The sequence below is a fragment of the Streptomyces sp. SudanB5_2050 genome (assembly GCF_964272335.1).
In the GTDB taxonomy this organism is placed as follows: domain Bacteria; phylum Actinomycetota; class Actinomycetes; order Streptomycetales; family Streptomycetaceae; genus Streptomyces; species Streptomyces rochei.
The window spans coordinates 2473856-2488786 of record NZ_OZ186760.1 but is presented as its reverse complement, the minus strand read 5'-3'; the positions used below and the strand labels follow the sequence as shown (position 1 = coordinate 2488786).

Below are 14931 nucleotides of genomic sequence, written 5' to 3'. Positions count from 1 at the left end.
TCACAGCGTCCCTACCTGCCGGTAGATTCGGAGCCTCTGAACGATCAAGTCTGAAACTTGTTCTAGATTAACGTCCCGGCATAGGGTCGCGGGACAGTGCAGTGAGAAGGGGGCCCAGGGTGACCGCTGAGGCCAGTCGGACGGGTCCCCGTCCGGAGCCCGCCGCCGACGGCTTGCGACCGCTCCGCATCGCGCTCCTCACCTACAAGGGGAACCCGTTCTGCGGCGGCCAGGGCGTCTACGTCCGCCACCTCTCCCGCGAACTGGCCCGCCTCGGCCACCGGGTCGAGGTGATCGGCTCCCAGCCCTACCCCGTGCTCGACGACGGCCCGGACCACGGCCTCGGCGACCGGCTCTCCCTCACCGAGCTGCCCAGCCTCGACCTCTACCGCCAGCCCGACCCCTTCCGCACCCCGAAGCGCGACGAGTACCGCGACTGGATCGACGCGCTGGAGGTCGGCACCATGTGGACCGGCGGCTTCCCCGAGCCGCTGACCTTCTCCCTGCGGGCCCGCCGCCACCTGCGCGCCCGCCGCGGCGACTTCGACGTCGTCCACGACAACCAGACACTGGGGTACGGGCTGCTCGGCGACGTGGGCGCGCCCCTCGTCACCACCATCCACCACCCCATCACCGTCGACCGGCAGCTCGAACTCGACGCCGCCGACGGCTGGAAGCGCCGGTACTCGGTGCGCCGCTGGTACGCCTTCACCCGCATGCAGAAGCGCGTCGCCCGCCGCCTGCCGTCCGTGCTCACCGTCTCCGGCACCTCCCGCCAGGAGATCGTCGACCACCTCGGCGTACGCGGCGACCGCGTCCACGTCGTCCACATCGGCGCCGACACCGACCTGTTCTCGCCCGACCCGTCGGTGCCGAAGGTGCCGGGCCGGATCGTGACCACGTCCAGCGCGGACGTGCCCCTCAAGGGCCTGGTCTTCCTCGTCGAGGCGCTCGCCAAGGTGCGCACCGAGCAGCCCGCCGCCCACCTCGTCGTCGTCGGCAAGCGGCCCGCCGAGGGACCGGTCGCCCAGGCGATCGAGCGGTACGGCCTCGAAGGCGCCGTCGACTTCGTCAAGGGCATCACCGACGCCGAACTGGTCGACCTGGTGCGCTCGGCCGAGGTCGCCTGCGTGCCCTCCCTGTACGAGGGGTTCTCGCTGCCCGCCGCCGAGGCCATGGCGACCGGCACGGCGCTCCTCGCCACCACCGGCGGTGCCGTCCCGGAGGTCGCCGGACCCGACGGCGAGACCTGCCTCGCGGTGCCGCCGGGCGACGCGGGCGCCCTGGCCGCCGGACTGAACCGGCTGCTCGGCGACCGCGAACTGCGGGCCCGGCTCGGCACGGCCGGACGCGCCCGCGTCCTGCGGCACTTCACCTGGGCCCGCGCCGCCGAGGGCACGGCAGCCCGCTACCGCGAGGCCATCGGCCCCTCGGCCACCGCCCCCGGGGCCACCCCCGCCGCGGCCCCGACCGGCGACCGCGGCGCCCACCGCGACACCAGTGACACCGGCGTCTACCCCGAAAGCAGGGCCACGTGCTGACCGTCGACTTCTCCCGGTTCCCGCTCGCCCCCGGCGACCGCGTCCTGGACCTCGGCTGCGGCGCCGGCCGGCACGCCTTCGAGTGCTACCGGCGCGGCGCCCGGGTCGTCGCCCTGGACCAGAACGCCGAGGAGATCCGCGAGGTCGCCAAGTGGTTCGCGGCGATGGAGGAGGCCGGCGAGGCCCCGGCCGGCGCCACCGCCACCGCGATGGAGGGCGACGCCCTCGCCCTGCCCTTCCCGGACGAGTCCTTCGACGTCGTCATCATCTCCGAGGTGATGGAGCACATCCACGACGACAAGGGCGTCCTCGCCGAGATGGTCCGCGTCCTCAAGCCCGGCGGACGCATCGCGATCACCGTGCCCCGCTACGGCCCCGAGAAGGTCTGCTGGACCCTCTCCGACGCCTACCACGAGGTCGAGGGCGGCCACATCCGCATCTACAAGGCCGACCAGCTCCTCGCCCGCATCCGCGAGGCCGGCCTCAAGCCCTACGGCACCCACCACGCGCACGCGTTGCACTCGCCGTACTGGTGGCTGAAGTGCGCCTTCGGCGTCGACAACGACAAGGCGCTGCCGGTGCGGGCGTACCACAAGCTGCTGGTCTGGGACATCATGAAGAAGCCGCTGGCGACCCGGGTCGCCGAGCAGGCGCTGAACCCGCTGATCGGCAAGAGCTTCGTGGCCTACGCCACCAAGCCGCACCTGCCGCCGGTGGACGCCGCGTGACCTCGTCCCGGGCGCCCCGCACCCCCCGCACCGAACACCTCGTCCTGCCCGGCGTCCTCACCGCCGAACAGGCCGCGGCCACCGTCCGCGGCATCCTCGCCGTGCAGCAGGAGGACGGCGCCATCCCCTGGTTCCGCGGCCACCACCTCGACCCCTGGGACCACATCGAGGCGGCGATGGCCCTGGACGCGGCCGGCGAGCACGAGGCCGCCGAGCGCGCCTACACCTGGCTGGCCCGCCACCAGAACCAGGACGGCTCCTGGTACGCCGCCTACGCCGACGGCGCCCACGACGACGTCACCGACCGGGGCCGCGAGACCAACTTCGTCGCCTACGTCGCCGTCGGCGCCTGGCACCACTACCTGGCCACCGGCGACGACACCTTCCTCGACCGGATGTGGCCCGTCGTCCACGCGGCGATCGCGTTCGTCCTGCGCCTCCAGCAGCCCGGCGGACAGATCGGCTGGCGCCGCGACGACGACGGCACGGACACCGCGGACGCGCTGCTGACCGGAAGCTCCTCCGTCCACCACGCGCTGCGCTGCGCCCTGGCCATCGCCGAACAGCGCGAAGAGCCGCAGCCCGACTGGGAGCTGGCGGCCGGTGCGCTGCGGCACGCCATCCGACGCCACCCGGAGCGGTTCCTGGACAAGGGCCGCTACTCGATGGACTGGTACTACCCGGTGCTGGGCGGCGCGCTGACCGGCACCGAGGCCCGGTCCCGCATCGCGGAGAGCTGGGACCGCTTCGTCGTCCCCGGCCTCGGCGTGCGCTGCGTCGTGCCCAACCCGTGGGTGACCGGCGGCGAGTCGGCCGAACTGGCCCTCGCTCTGTGGGCGGTCGGCGAGTCCGACCACGCCCTGGAGATCCTCCAGTCGATCCAGCACCTGCGGGACGCGGACAGCGGCCTGTACTGGACGGGCTACGTCTTCGACGACGACGCCATATGGCCGCGCGAACTCACCACCTGGACCGCCGGCTCACTGCTCCTCGCCGTCGCCGCGCTGGGCGGCCACGAGGCCACCTGCCAGGTCTTCTCCGGCGACCGCCTGCCGAGGGGACTCGACCCGGACTGCTGCGTCTAGGCGCCGGGCGCCGCGAGGCGTCAACGGCGGCCCAGACGGCCCGCGATCGCATGGCCGACGAACAGGTAGACCACGGCGGCCAGGCCGTAACCGGCGACGACGCGGGCCCACGCCTCGTCGAAGGTGAACAGGTCGCGCGACCAGCCGGCGAGCACGTCGGCCACCTCGTGGACGAACTGCACCAGATCGTTGGCTCGGTTGGCTTCCAACAGGTACATGAGGATCCACAGCCCGAGGACGCCGGCCATGATGTCGGCGACGACCGCGACGGCCGTCCCGGCGCTGGAACCACTGCGAGTTCGAGGGGACATGACTTCCGTCTGGCCTCGAATGCCTGTATGAAACCTGCGGCGTCCGGTACGCCGACGGCCCCCCGCCCCGGAGACTCCGGTGGGCGGGGGGCCGTCGACGTCGAACGGACGGTCCGCGCGGTCAGCCGCGCTGGATGCCGGAGGTGTCCTGGAGGACACCGCGACGGCCGTCCTGCGTCTGCGCGACCAGGTTGGCGCCCCGCTGCTCGACGGCCAGGTACCAGGTGCCCGGCGCGAGTTCGGCGATCGGCGTCGGGGAGCCGTCCTCCGCGAACAGCGGACGCGGCACCGGCACGGCGAACCAGAACGGCGAGAAGTCCCCGGCCGGCTGCGCCTGCGCCTGCTGCGGGGCCTGCGGCTGCGGCTGGCCCGGCTGGGGCTGGCCGCCACCGAAGGAGTGGCCCGGCTGACCCGGCTGACCGGGCTGCCCCGGCTGGGCGCCGTACGGCTGCTGCTGCGCGCCCGGGTAGCCGTAACCACCCTGCGGCTGACCGCCGTAGGGCTGCGGCGCGGCCGGACGGGCGGCGGGGATCAGCGAGCCCTTGAGGGCCGGGACGAGCGGCGTGGCGACGGCCGCGGCCGCCATGAGCAGGGTGGCGACGAGGGCCAGGATCAGGCCCGTGCCGGCCCCGATGTTGTCCACGCCCCCGTCGTTGTCGAAGGCTCCGGCCGGGTCGAAGATGTTGCCCAGCGCGCACCAGGCCGCGAAGACCGTGAACGCGACGCCGAACTGGCCGAGGTCGAGGCCCGCCACCTTCCTGGGCTGCGGCAGAGCGCGCGCCACGACGACGAGCGCGGCCCCGATGACGCCCGCCAGGACGACACCGAGTACGACCGACCCACTGCCCCACAGGCTGGGGATTTCGGCGCTGTCCGGAGCACCTTCGATCGAGTAGATGTCGAGGAATGACGCGATGAACAGCAACACCGCTGCTCCGATCACCACGCCGTCGCCTCGAGTGAGGGAGCGGATATTCACTTCAGGTCCTTCGTAGGTCGTCTCGTCGTCGGTAGAGGCGTCGCTGTCACCATGTCGCCGTCAGGTTCCGGAGTGAAGCGCGGGGGTGGCCCCTCATCGTACGGACGACACTATCGTCCGCACCTCGGGGCTGTCCCCGGGGATCGGCGCGCTGATCGCTACCCGCGCAGGAAACTCACGATTCCCTCAGACATCCCTTGCGCCGCTTTCTGGCGCCAGTCGTTGCTGGTCAGCAGGGACGCGTCCTTGTCGTCGCGCATGTTGCCGCACTCGATGAACACCTTGGGAACCGTTGACAGATTGAGACCGCCCAGGTCCGTGCGCGTGACCAGGCCGGTGCCGCCGCCGACGTAGTTGGAGGGCGCGCTGCCCGTGGCGCGGACGAAGTTGCCGGCGATGCGCTCGCCGAGTTCGGCGGAGGGGGCGACGATGGCGCGGGTGTCGGCCTCGCCGTCGTGCACGGAGCCCGGCAGGATCACGTGGAAGCCGCGGTTGCCGACCCCGGAGCCGTCGGCGTGGATCGAGACGGCGGCGTCCGCCTTCGCCTCGTTGCCGATCCGGGCGCGCTCGTCCACGCACGGGCCGAACGGGCGGTCGCCGTCCTGGGTCAGTTTCACCGTGGCGCCCTGCGCTTCGAGGAGGGTGCGCAGCCGGTGGGCCACGTCCAGGGTGAACTTCGCCTCGGGCCAGCCCGCTTCGGTGGCCGTGCCGGTCGTGTCGCACTCCTTCCAGTGCGTGCCGACGTTCACCTTGCGGTTGATGTCGGACGGGTGCTGGAAGTTGCCGGGGTTGTGGCCCGGGTCGATGACGACGACCTTCCCCTTGAGGGGGCCCTTCGCCGGGGCGGCGGGCGCGGGCTTCGAGGCGGAGGCGGAGGCGGTCGGGTCCCTCGGGGTGGCCGACGGGGAGGTGCCCGTGGGCGCCTTGGCGTCGGCGCCCGCGGAGGCCGAGACGCCCGGTGACGACGCCGCCGGCGTCCGCGCACCGCCCGCGCGGTCCGCGCCGCCGTCGTCGTCCGGGCCGCCGACCGCCGCGTACACGCCCCATCCGAGCAGCGCGCCCGGCACCAGGGCGGCGATCGCCACGGTCAGCGGGCGGCGCAGCGGGGAGCGGCGGGGCTGGGGTGGTTCGAAGTCCGGGCCTGTGTACGACACGTCAGCGACTCTAACCGCGCCCTCAGATCCCCGTGCCCGTTCGCCGCAGGACGCGAAGGGAGTCGGTCGCGGAGACCTCGGTGAACGCCCCGGACGCGAGGGCCCTGAGGTACACGCGGTACGGGGCCTGGCCGGTGAACTCGTCGGCCGGATCGGGGAAGACGTCGTGGATGAGCAGGAGTCCGCCGTCGGCGACGTGCGGGGCCCAGCCCTCGTAGTCGGCGCTCGCGTGCGCGTCGGTGTGGCCGCCGTCGATGAAGACGAGGCCGAGGGGGGAGTTCCAGACCGCCGCGACCTGGGGGGAGCGGCCGACCAGGGCGACCACGTGGTCCTCCAGGCCGGCGCGGTTGAGGGTGCGGCGGAAGGTGGGCAGGGTGTCCATCACGCCCAGCTCGGGGTCGACGGTCTCCGGGTCGTGGTACTCCCAGCCCGGCTGCTGCTCCTCGCTGCCCCGGTGGTGGTCGACGGTGAGGGCGGTGACCCCCGCCCGGCGGGCGGCGTCGGCGAGCAGGACGGCGGAGCGCCCGCAGTACGTGCCGACCTCCAGCAGCGGCAGTCCCAGCGCGCCGGCCTCCACGGCCGCCGCGTACAGCGCGAGGCCCTCGTGCGTGGGCATGAACCCCTTCGCGGCCTCGAAGGCGGCCAGGATCTCCGGCGTGGGTGCTGCCGCGGGCATGGGGTTCCTCTCGGTGGTGCGGGCGGGGCGCTGCCCCATGCTGCCGCACCCCCCGCCGCGTGCTGCGGCAGGGGGTGCGGCGGGCGCGGGGCTCAGGCGGGGACCGTCTCGCCCGGCAGGGACAGGTCCAGGTCGACCGGTCGGTCGCCGGTGTGGGTCGCCGCGTGGGCGAGGGGGCCGTGGCCCGGCGCGCGGGCGGCCAGCACGTACGGTCCCGCGGCGGGGACGGCGAGGGCGTAGGCGCCGTCCGCGCCGGAGAGCGTCGCGCCCGCCTGGCGGCCGTGCCGGTCGATCAGCGTGACCTTGGCGCGGGCGACGGGCGTGCCGTCGGCGGTCAGCACCCGGCCGCGGAAACCGGTCGGCTCCTCGCCGGCCAGCGCCTGCTCGGCGCGGGCCAGGTTGGCGTCCTCCTCGCTGCTGGCGCGCAGCTGCGTGGTCGTCGCCGGGGTGCGGCGGGGGAGGAAGAAGGCCAGGGCGAGGCCGATCGCGACGGCGCCGGTGGCGATCAGGAAGGAGACGCGGAAGCCGTGCATGGTGGGGACGGCGACCCCGCCCACGTCGTTCGCCGTGTTGGCGAGCACCATGCCGATGACGGCGCTCGACACCGATGTGCCGATGGAGCGCATCAGGGTGTTCAGGCCGTTGGCCGCGCCCGTCTCCGACGCCGGGACCGCGCCGATGATCAGCGCGGGGAGGGAGGAGTAGGCGAGGCCGATGCCGGCGCCGATCAGCACCGAGGTGACGACGGTCTGCCAGGCGGCGTTCATGAGGCCGAGGCCGCCGGCGTAGCCGACCGCGATGACCAGCAGGCCGACGATCAGGGTGGTGCGCGGGCCGTAGCGGGCCGACAGGCGGGCGTACACCGGCGCGGTGAACATCATCGTCAGGCCCAGCGGGGCCACGCACAGACCCGCGACGACCATCGACTGTCCGAGGCCGTAGCCGGTCTGCGACGGCAGCTGGAGGAGCTGGGGCAGGACGAGCGAGATGACGTAGAAGGAGACCCCGACCATGATCGAGGCGAGGTTGGTGAGCAGGACCTCGCGGCGGGCGGTGGTGCGCAGGTCGACCAGCGGGGCGGCGACGCGCAGCTCCATCAGGCCCCACAGGAGGAGGACCACGGCCGCGGCGGCGAACAGGCCGAGCGTGGTGGGGGACGACCAGCCCCAGTCGCTGCCCTTGGTGATGGGCAGGAGGAAGAGGACCAGGCCGGCGGAGAGGCCCAGGGCGCCCGGCAGGTCGAAGGAACCCTTCGCGCGCAGCGGGGACTCCGGTACGACGAGGAGGGTCAGGGCGATGGCGAGGACGCCGAGGCCGGCGGCGCCGTAGAACAGGACGTGCCAGTCGGCGTGCTGGGCGACCAGGGCCGCGGCGGGCAGGGCGAGGCCGCCGCCGACGCCGATCGAGGAGCTCATCAGCGCCATCGCCGAGCCCAGCCGTTCACGCGGCAGCATGTCGCGCATCAGGCCGATGCCGAGGGGTATCGCGCCCATCGCGAAACCCTGGAGGGTACGGCCGACGATCATCGGGAGCAGGGCGTCGGTGACCGCGCTGACCAGCGCGCCCACCACCATCACCGCGAGGCTGGCGATCAGCATGCGGCGCTTGCCGAACAGGTCGCCGAGGCGGCCCATGATCGGCGTGGCCACGGCTCCGGACAGGAGTGTGGAGGTCAGGACCCAGGTGGCGTTGCTGGGCGAGGTGTCCAGGAGCCGGGGCAGGTCCTTGATGACGGGGACGAGCAGGGTCTGCATCACCGCGACGACGATGCCCGCGAAGGCGAGCACCGGAACGGTGGCTCCGGACGCTCGCCGGGCGGGTTCGCCGGTCGTCGTGTGGGACATGGGGTGGGGCCTCCAGGCCGGGGTCGGCGGATGCGGTGCGTGATCGTGATGTGTGCAGGGTGAACCTCGTACGCCGCGGCAACTATTCCGTTGCTTCGAGTCCCTAACGAACTCTTGACCTTCTCTTGACGACGCTCGCGCCCGGGGGTTCGCCTTGCGGGTGCGGGTGCGGGTGCGGGTGCGGGTGCGGGTGCGGGTGCGGGTGCCGGGGCGGGTAGGACCGAATACCGACGCACCAGGTACCGAAGACCGATGCAAGGGGCACGGTTCGGTTGAGACCATGACACCCATGCTCGAAGCCTCCGGTGCCTCCACCGCCGCCGCCCGCATATCCGCCCGCCGCCGTACCCCTCCGCCCACCTGGCTGGTCGTCGCCCTCGCCTGCGCCGGGCAGTTCCTCGTCGTCCTCGACGTGTCCGTCGTCAACGTCGCCCTGCCGTCTATGCGGACCGATCTCGCGCTGAGCGCGTCGGGACTGCAGTGGGTGGTCAACGCCTACGCCATCGCCTTCGCCGGGTTCATGCTGCTCGGTGGCCGGGCCGGTGACCTCTACGGGCGCAAGCGGATGTTCCTGGTCGGGCTCGGGCTCTTCACGCTGGCCTCGCTGGGCGGCGGTTTCGCGCAGGAGGGCTGGCAGTTGCTGCTCGCCCGGGCCGTGCAGGGACTGGGCGCGGCGGTGCTGGCGCCGTCCACGCTGACGATCCTGACCGCGGCGGTGCCGGAGGGCGCGGCGCGGGCCCGGGCGATCGCGACCTGGACCGCCGTGGGCGCGGGCGGCGGCGCGGCCGGTGGCCTGGTGGGCGGCGTCCTGGTGGACGGGCTGTCGTGGCGCTGGGTGCTGCTGATCAACGTCCCGGTGGGCGCGGTGGTGCTGGCCGGTGCGGTGCTGTGGCTGACCGAGAGCCGGGCGGGTGAGCGGCGGCGCCTCGACCTGCCGGGCGCGATGCTGGTGACCGGCGGCCTGGCCACGCTGGCCTACGGCATCTCGCGGACCGAGTCCGACGGGTGGGCGGCGACGGCGACGCTCGTGCCGCTGCTCGGCGGGCTGCTGCTGCTCGGGCTCTTCCTCCTCGTCGAGGCGCGCACGGGGGCGCCGTTGATGCCGCTCGGGCTGCTGCGGCTGCGGTCGGTGGCGTCGGCGAACGTGGCGATGCTGGTGTCCGGCTCGTCGATGTTCTCCATGTGGTTCTTCATGACCCTGTACGCGCAGAACGTGCTCGGGTACTCCCCGTTGGAGGCGGGGGCCGCCCTGGTGCCCAGCTCGCTGGCGGTGGTCCTCGGGTCGAAGCTCGCGCCGCGCTTCATGCCGGTGATCGGGACGCGGAACGTGGCCGTGCTGGGGACACTGGTGGCGGCGGCCGGCTTCGGCTGGCAGTCGACGATGACCGCGGACGGCGCGTACGTGACCGCGATCATGATTCCGGGGGTGCTGATGATGCTGGGCGCCGGGCTCGCGGCGACTCCGCTGGCCTCGCTGGCCATCTCCGGGGCGGCGGCGGGGGACGCGGGGCTGGTCTCCGGGCTGATCAACACCTCCCGGACGATGGGGGGTTCGCTGGGGCTCGCGGTCATGTCGACGATCGCGGCGGCCCGGTCCGGGGGAGAGGACGCGGGGCCGGGGGCGCTGACGGACGGTTACGCGCTGGTGTTCCGGACGGCGGCGGTGGTGCTGGTCGCCGGGGCGGTGCTGATGTGGGCGTGGCTGCCGGCGGGGGAGCGGGAGGTGAAGGGGGCGGGAGGCTGAGGGAACGGGTGAGGTCAGAGCCAGCCCTGGTGCCGGGCCTCGCGCAGCGCCTCCGCGCGGTTGCGGGTGGAGGTCTTGCCGATGGCCGCGGAGAGGTAGTTGCGGACCGTGGACTCGGACAGGTGCAGGGCCGCGGCGATGTCGGCGACGGTCGCGCCGTCGGCGGACGCGCGGAGCACGTCGCACTCGCGGGCGGTGAGCGGGCTCGGGCCCGCGCTGAGCGCGGCGGCGGCGAGCGCGGGGTCGACGACCGTCTCGCCGGCCAGGACCCGGCGGACGGCACCGGCCAGTTCCTCGACGGGGCCGTCCTTCACCAAGAATCCGGCGGCGCCGGCCTCCATGGCCCGCCGGAGGTACCCGGGGCGGCCGAAGGTGGTCAGGATCAGCACCCGGCAGGACGGCACCCGCTCGCGCAGCTCGGCGGCGGCGTCCAGGCCGTTGCCGCGCGGTAGTTCGATGTCGAGCAGGGCGACGTCGGGGCGGTGCGTGAGCGCGGCGCCGACGATCTCGTCGCCGGCCGAGACCTGGGCGACGACCTCCATGTCCTCCTCCATGCCGAGCAGCAGCGCCAAGGCGCCGCGCATCATGCCCTGGTCCTCGGCCAGGAGGATGCGGACGGGGCGGGGGGCTTCGTCTTCGGCTGGGGCTTCGGCGGTCACGGGGTCAGGGTAGAGGTGGATGCGGGTGCCTGCGGCGGCGTGTGCGGTGCGTGGTGCGGGTGGGTGGGTGCGTGCGGGTAGTGCGGGTGTGTGGGTGGGGGTGCCTGCGGCGCCGCTGCGGGTTCGGTGGGGGTGCGCGTAGCGCGTGCGGTGGGTGGTGGTGCGGGGCCGCATCGGGGGGTGTCCGTCCTCGGAACGGCGCGGAATCGGTCGGCTACGGGGGTGAACGGTGCGGACGCGCCAACCGCTGCGGGCGGACACCCCCCGACACGTCCCCTTCCCGCCGTACGCGGCTGTCCCGGCGTGCGGGGCGCGGACCGTCAGCGGCCCACCGGGAGTTCCGCCGTCACCGTGAAGCCGCCCCTCGGCTCGGCGCCGGCGGTCAGGGAGCCGCCCGCGGTGGCCAGCCGTTCGGTCAGGCCGGTCAGTCCGGTGCCGGGACCCTGGGGTGCGCGGTTCGGGCCCGTGCCGTCGTCCCTGACGGTCAGCCGGACGCGTTCCGTGCCGCCCGACACCGCGATCTCGCAGCGGCTCGCCCCGCTGTGCCGTACGACGTTGGTGACCGCCTCCCGCAGGACCCAGCCCAGCAGTGCCTCGGCCTCGGGCGGCAGCGGGGGGCCGGAGCGGTGGACCACCGGCTCCACGTCCGCCGCGCTCAGTGCCGAGCGGGCCCGGTCCAGCTCCGTGCCGAGGCTGCCCTCGCGGTAGCCGGTGACCGCCTCGCGGACCTCGGTCAGCGCCTGGCGGCCGACCGCCTCGATGTCGGTGATCTGGGTGAGGGCCGCGTCCAGGTCGCGAGGCGCCAGGCGCCGGGCCGCCTCCGACTTCACGACGATCACCGACAGGGTGTGGCCCAGGAGGTCGTGCAGGTCGCGGGAGAAGCGCAGCCGCTCCTCCGCGACCGCGCGGGCGGCCAGTTCCTCGCGGGCGGCGCGCAGTTGCCGTACGGCGTCGGACAGGCTCAGGATCGCGGCCGTCACCATCGTCGACAGGAGGGTCCCGTAGGCGATGTTCAGGCCGCTCCAGCCGTCCTTGATCCCGCCCACGACCCCCGCGAGCGCCGCCAGCGTCCAGCCCCAGTGGGCCAGTCGGCGCCCGCGCAGCGCGGCGCCCGCGGACAGGCCGAGCAGGAGGAAGAAGAGCAGCCAGGTGCCGCCGAAGGCGAGGGAGAGGGCGCAGGTCAGCAGGGCCATGGCGAGGAGGGCCAGGCGGGTGGACGGGGAGGTGCGCAGCTTCGGGTGGAAGGAGCGCATGGCCACGTAGATGTAGAGCGTGTTGAAGGCGAGCAGGCCCAGGCCGCCGAGCCAGGGGTGGGAGGTGCCGCCCTGGAGGACGCTCGCGAGGCTGCCCAGGCCCAGCAGGAGCCAGGGCAGGAGGGTGAAACCGGTGGGCGGGGGCCCGAGGTGCGCCTCGGAGGGGTCGGGCTCCCGGGCCAGTCGCCACGCGTCCAGGCGGCACGAGAGTGTGCGCAGCCGGCCTTGCTTCCCGCTCATGGCCGTCGGTTCCTTCCCGTGTGTGCCGTTCGCCGCTCAGTCGCGTCCGGTGGTGCGGCGGTAGGACAGGAGGGCGTACGTCCCGAACACCGGCAGCCACACGGTCAGTACGAGAATCCCACCCGGGGGCGGCGCGTGCCCCGCGGCGACGGAGGTGCCCAGCTCGGCGAAGCGGTTGGCCGGGGTGTACGCCGAGACCGTGCGCAGCCACTCGGGGAAGAGGGCGAGCGGGAACCACAGGCCGCCGAGGACCGCCAGGCCCAGGTTGGCCACCATGTTCACCACCCCCGTGGTCTGGCCGGTCAGGCGGTAGCCGTTGCCGAGGCCGAGGAGGGTGAAGGGGACGGAACCCAGCCAGAGCAGGAGCGCGAGCGACGCCCACTGCCAGGGGGCCAGCCGTACGCCGTTGACCAGGCCGCCGGCCGCGAGGACGGCGGTGAGGGCGGGGAGCACGGTGACCGAGGCGGTCAGGGTCCGGCCCAGCACCACCTGGTGCGGGCGCATCGGTGTCACCCGCAGCTGCCGCAGCCAGCCGATCGCCCGGTCCTCGGCGACCCCGCCGCCGGTGTTGAGGGCGGAGCCGACCGCGCCGTAGGCGGCCATGCCGACCATGGCGCCCGTCCTCCAGCCGCCCGCGTCACCGCCCCCGAGGTTGGTGAAGAGCAGGTACATCAGGACGGGCACGGCGACGCCGCCCGCGACGAAGCCGGGGTCGCGCAGGGTGCGGCGGACCTCCAGGAGCACGTAGTCCCTCATCGTCTCTCCACGGGTGCGTGTGCGGTCAGGGCCAGGAAGGCGTCGTCCAGGGACGCCGGGGCGACCTCCAGGCCGCGGATCGCGCCGAGTTCCGCCAGGGCGAGGACGGTGGCGTCGGAGTCCTCGGTGCGCAGGTGGGCGCGGTCTCCGCGGATCTCCAGGGCGCGCACGCCGGGCAGGAGGTCCAGGCCGGCGGCGGGGCGGCCGGCCAGGTCGACGGAGACCCGGCCGCCGCCCGCCGCCCGGCGCAGCTGTGCGCCGGTGCCGTCCGCGACGATCCGCCCCCGGTCGACGACCAGGATGCGGTCGGCGTGCGCCTCGGCCTCCTCCAGGTGGTGGGTGGAGAAGAGGACGGTGCTGCCGCGCCGGGCGTACGCCCCCATCGACTGCCAGAAGGCGTGCCGGGCCTCCACGTCGAGGGCCGCGGTGGGTTCGTCCAGGACGAGCAGGTCGGGGTCGCCGGCCAGCGCCACCGCGAACCGCACCCGCTGGGCCTGCCCGCCGGACAGCCGGTCCACGCGCCGTCCGGCCAGTCCCGCGACGCCCGCCAGCCGCAGTACCCGGTCCACGGGCAGCGGGGCCGGGTAGCGGCCCGCGACGAACGCGACCAGCTCGCCCACCGTGACCCTGGGGACCGCCCGCGCCTCCTGGAGCATGGCGCCCACCCGTCCGGCGCGCACGGCCGCCTCCGGCGGCCCGCCGAACAGCTCCACCCTGCCCGCGTCGGGCGCGCACAGGCCGAGCAGCAGTGCGATCGCCGTCGACTTGCCCGCGCCGTTGCGCCCGAGCAGCGCGACCGTCTCGCCCCGCGCGATCGTCAGGTCCACGCCGTCGACGGCGCGGACGGCGCCGTAGGTCCTCACCGCCCCGGAGAAGGAGACGGCGGGGGCGGTGCGCGGTGTCGGTCGTCCCGGTTCCATGGGGGCGACGCTACGGAGGCGGCCGGGGCGGACGGCAGATGCGGTTGTCCGCGGTTCGGCGGGACGAATGTCACGGGTGGCCGGCGTGCCGTACGGTCGTGGCCGTCCGTGATCGTCGTCGAGCCCGGGGGGCCGGCCATGCCCATCGACGCCGCCGGGGCGCTCGCCGCCGCGCCCCGCGTCCGTGAGATCCGCTGGGACCACAAGGACGTGCAGCTCTACCACCTCGGCATCGGCGCCGGCCTGCCCGCCGACGACCCCCGCGAGCTGCGCTACACCCTGGAGTCCCGGCTGCACGTGCTGCCGAGCTTCGCGACGGTCGCCGGCGGCGGCCCGCCCGGGGTGATCGCCGCGCTGTCCGCGCCCGGCGTCGACGTCGACCTCGCCCAAGTCCTGCACGGCGGTCAGCGGCTGCGGGTGCACCGGCCGGTTCCCGTGCGCGGCCGGGCCCGGGCGGCCTCGCGGATCGTGGCCGTGTACGACAAGGGCACGGCGGCCGTACTGGTCCTGCGCACCGAGGTCCGGGACGACGACGGGCCGCTGTGGACGGAGGAGGCCGAGGTCTTCGTGCGCGGGGAGGGCGGCTGGGGCGGTGAACGGGGACCGTCCGGCCGTCCCGGGCCGGTGCCCCGGCAGGCGCCGGACCGGGTGGTGGAGCGGGCCGTGCGCGAGGACCAGGCGCTGCTGTACCGGCTCTGCGGCGACTGGAACCCCCTGCACGCGGACCCGGCCTTCGCCGCGCGCGCCGGTTTCGAACGCCCGGTCCTGCACGGGCTGTGCACCTACGGCGCCGCCCTCAAGGCGGTCGTGGACACGCTGCTCGACGGCGACGTGGACCGGGTGCGGGAGTACGCGACTCGGTTCACCGGGGTCGTGTACCCGGGGGAGACGCTGAGGGTGCGGATGTGGCGGGCGGCGGGGCCGGACGAGGGCGGGAGCGTGCGGGTGGAGGCGGGGGTGCGCGAGCGGGGCGACACGGTCGTGCTCGCCGACACGGTGGTGCGGTACGCATGACGGCTCCGGCCCCCGTCCCAGGATGCG

The 14931-nt window shown here is 74.2% G+C and carries 14 protein-coding genes; 5 read left to right on the top strand and 9 right to left on the bottom strand.

The annotated features are described in order from the left end of the window. Nucleotides 1-119 precede the first annotated feature (119 nt). From ACFZP7_RS11135 to ACFZP7_RS11125, 3 genes are read left to right on the top strand one after another with little or no spacing between them, the layout of a single operon-like run. On the top strand, nucleotides 120-1541 hold the full coding sequence (locus tag ACFZP7_RS11135) for a glycosyltransferase family 4 protein (protein WP_031020155.1): 1422 nt from the start codon (nucleotides 120-122) through the stop codon (nucleotides 1539-1541). Further along, the gene (locus ACFZP7_RS11130) at nucleotides 1535-2269 is read left to right on the top strand and encodes a class I SAM-dependent methyltransferase (protein WP_019326231.1); all 735 of its coding nucleotides are present in this window, start codon (nucleotides 1535-1537) and stop codon (nucleotides 2267-2269) included. Before ACFZP7_RS11135 ends, ACFZP7_RS11130 begins: the two co-directional genes overlap by 7 nt. Beyond that, entirely contained in the window at nucleotides 2266-3354 is a 1089-nt protein-coding gene (locus ACFZP7_RS11125; protein WP_385634323.1) for a prenyltransferase, read from the top strand. Before ACFZP7_RS11130 ends, ACFZP7_RS11125 begins: the two co-directional genes overlap by 4 nt. A gap of 20 nt (nucleotides 3355-3374) precedes the next feature. Here the strand turns inward: ACFZP7_RS11125 and ACFZP7_RS11120 are convergent, their stop codons facing one another. The 5 genes from ACFZP7_RS11120 to ACFZP7_RS11100 form a co-directional block, all read right to left on the bottom strand. After that, nucleotides 3375-3665, bottom strand: a complete 291-nt coding sequence (locus ACFZP7_RS11120; RefSeq protein ID WP_029393500.1) for a hypothetical protein — start codon at nucleotides 3663-3665, stop codon at nucleotides 3375-3377. A 121-nt stretch (nucleotides 3666-3786) separates the two neighbouring features. Next, nucleotides 3787-4644, bottom strand: a complete 858-nt coding sequence (locus ACFZP7_RS11115; protein WP_029393499.1) for a DUF5336 domain-containing protein — start codon at nucleotides 4642-4644, stop codon at nucleotides 3787-3789. A 158-nt stretch (nucleotides 4645-4802) separates the two neighbouring features. Further along, nucleotides 4803-5798: an N-acetylmuramoyl-L-alanine amidase gene (locus ACFZP7_RS11110; RefSeq protein WP_385634322.1), complete on the bottom strand. Its 996-nt coding sequence runs from the start codon at nucleotides 5796-5798 to the stop codon at nucleotides 4803-4805. Nucleotides 5799-5820: 22 nt separating this feature from the next. Beyond that, on the bottom strand, nucleotides 5821-6474 hold the full coding sequence (locus tag ACFZP7_RS11105; RefSeq protein WP_046250767.1) for a class I SAM-dependent methyltransferase: 654 nt from the start codon (nucleotides 6472-6474) through the stop codon (nucleotides 5821-5823). A 92-nt stretch (nucleotides 6475-6566) separates the two neighbouring features. After that, a complete protein-coding gene (locus ACFZP7_RS11100; RefSeq protein ID WP_019326225.1) occupies nucleotides 6567-8318 on the bottom strand; it encodes an MFS transporter in 1752 nt (583 codons plus the stop codon). A gap of 289 nt (nucleotides 8319-8607) precedes the next feature. Between ACFZP7_RS11100 and ACFZP7_RS11095 the strand changes: the two genes are divergently transcribed. Next, nucleotides 8608-10062 carry an MFS transporter gene (locus ACFZP7_RS11095; protein ID WP_385634321.1) on the top strand — a complete coding sequence of 485 codons (1455 nt, stop codon included), beginning with the start codon at nucleotides 8608-8610 and terminating at the stop codon, nucleotides 10060-10062. 14 nt (nucleotides 10063-10076) lie between these two features. Here ACFZP7_RS11095 and ACFZP7_RS11090 read toward each other — a convergent pair whose 3' ends face one another. From ACFZP7_RS11090 to ACFZP7_RS11075, 4 genes are all read right to left on the bottom strand, one after another. Further along, nucleotides 10077-10721, bottom strand: a complete 645-nt coding sequence (locus ACFZP7_RS11090) for a response regulator transcription factor (protein ID WP_030972195.1) — start codon at nucleotides 10719-10721, stop codon at nucleotides 10077-10079. A 320-nt stretch (nucleotides 10722-11041) separates the two neighbouring features. Continuing rightward, nucleotides 11042-12214, bottom strand: coding sequence for a sensor histidine kinase (locus ACFZP7_RS11085; protein WP_385634320.1), 1173 nt, complete (start codon nucleotides 12212-12214; stop codon nucleotides 11042-11044). Between the two features lie 36 nt (nucleotides 12215-12250). Beyond that, complete coding sequence (locus ACFZP7_RS11080) at nucleotides 12251-12970, bottom strand: ABC transporter permease (protein ID WP_030979021.1); 720 nt, start codon at nucleotides 12968-12970, stop codon at nucleotides 12251-12253. Further along, complete coding sequence (locus ACFZP7_RS11075; protein WP_127437568.1) at nucleotides 12967-13890, bottom strand: ABC transporter ATP-binding protein; 924 nt, start codon at nucleotides 13888-13890, stop codon at nucleotides 12967-12969. The genes ACFZP7_RS11080 and ACFZP7_RS11075 overlap by 4 nt, the downstream gene beginning before the upstream one ends. Nucleotides 13891-14028: 138 nt before the next feature. On the opposite strand from ACFZP7_RS11075, the gene ACFZP7_RS11070 reads away from it, so the two are divergent. Then, a complete protein-coding gene (locus ACFZP7_RS11070) occupies nucleotides 14029-14904 on the top strand; it encodes a MaoC/PaaZ C-terminal domain-containing protein (protein ID WP_127445567.1) in 876 nt (291 codons plus the stop codon). Nucleotides 14905-14931: the final 27 nt, after the last annotated feature.

Excerpts from the sequence above, each read along its gene's own strand:
- ACFZP7_RS11120 (WP_029393500.1), bottom strand. The coding sequence starts at position 3,665 with ATGTCCCCTCGAACTCGCAGTGGTTCCAGCGCCGGGACGGCCGTCGCG.
- ACFZP7_RS11105 (WP_046250767.1), bottom strand. The coding sequence starts at position 6,474 with ATGCCCGCGGCAGCACCCACGCCGGAGATCCTGGCCGCCTTCGAGGCC.
- ACFZP7_RS11100 (WP_019326225.1), bottom strand. The coding sequence starts at position 8,318 with ATGTCCCACACGACGACCGGCGAACCCGCCCGGCGAGCGTCCGGAGCC.
- ACFZP7_RS11095 (WP_385634321.1), top strand. The coding sequence starts at position 8,608 with ATGCTCGAAGCCTCCGGTGCCTCCACCGCCGCCGCCCGCATATCCGCC.
- ACFZP7_RS11085 (WP_385634320.1), bottom strand. The coding sequence starts at position 12,214 with ATGAGCGGGAAGCAAGGCCGGCTGCGCACACTCTCGTGCCGCCTGGAC.
- ACFZP7_RS11080 (WP_030979021.1), bottom strand. The coding sequence starts at position 12,970 with ATGAGGGACTACGTGCTCCTGGAGGTCCGCCGCACCCTGCGCGACCCC.
- ACFZP7_RS11075 (WP_127437568.1), bottom strand. The coding sequence starts at position 13,890 with ATGGAACCGGGACGACCGACACCGCGCACCGCCCCCGCCGTCTCCTTC.
- ACFZP7_RS11070 (WP_127445567.1), top strand. The coding sequence starts at position 14,029 with ATGCCCATCGACGCCGCCGGGGCGCTCGCCGCCGCGCCCCGCGTCCGT.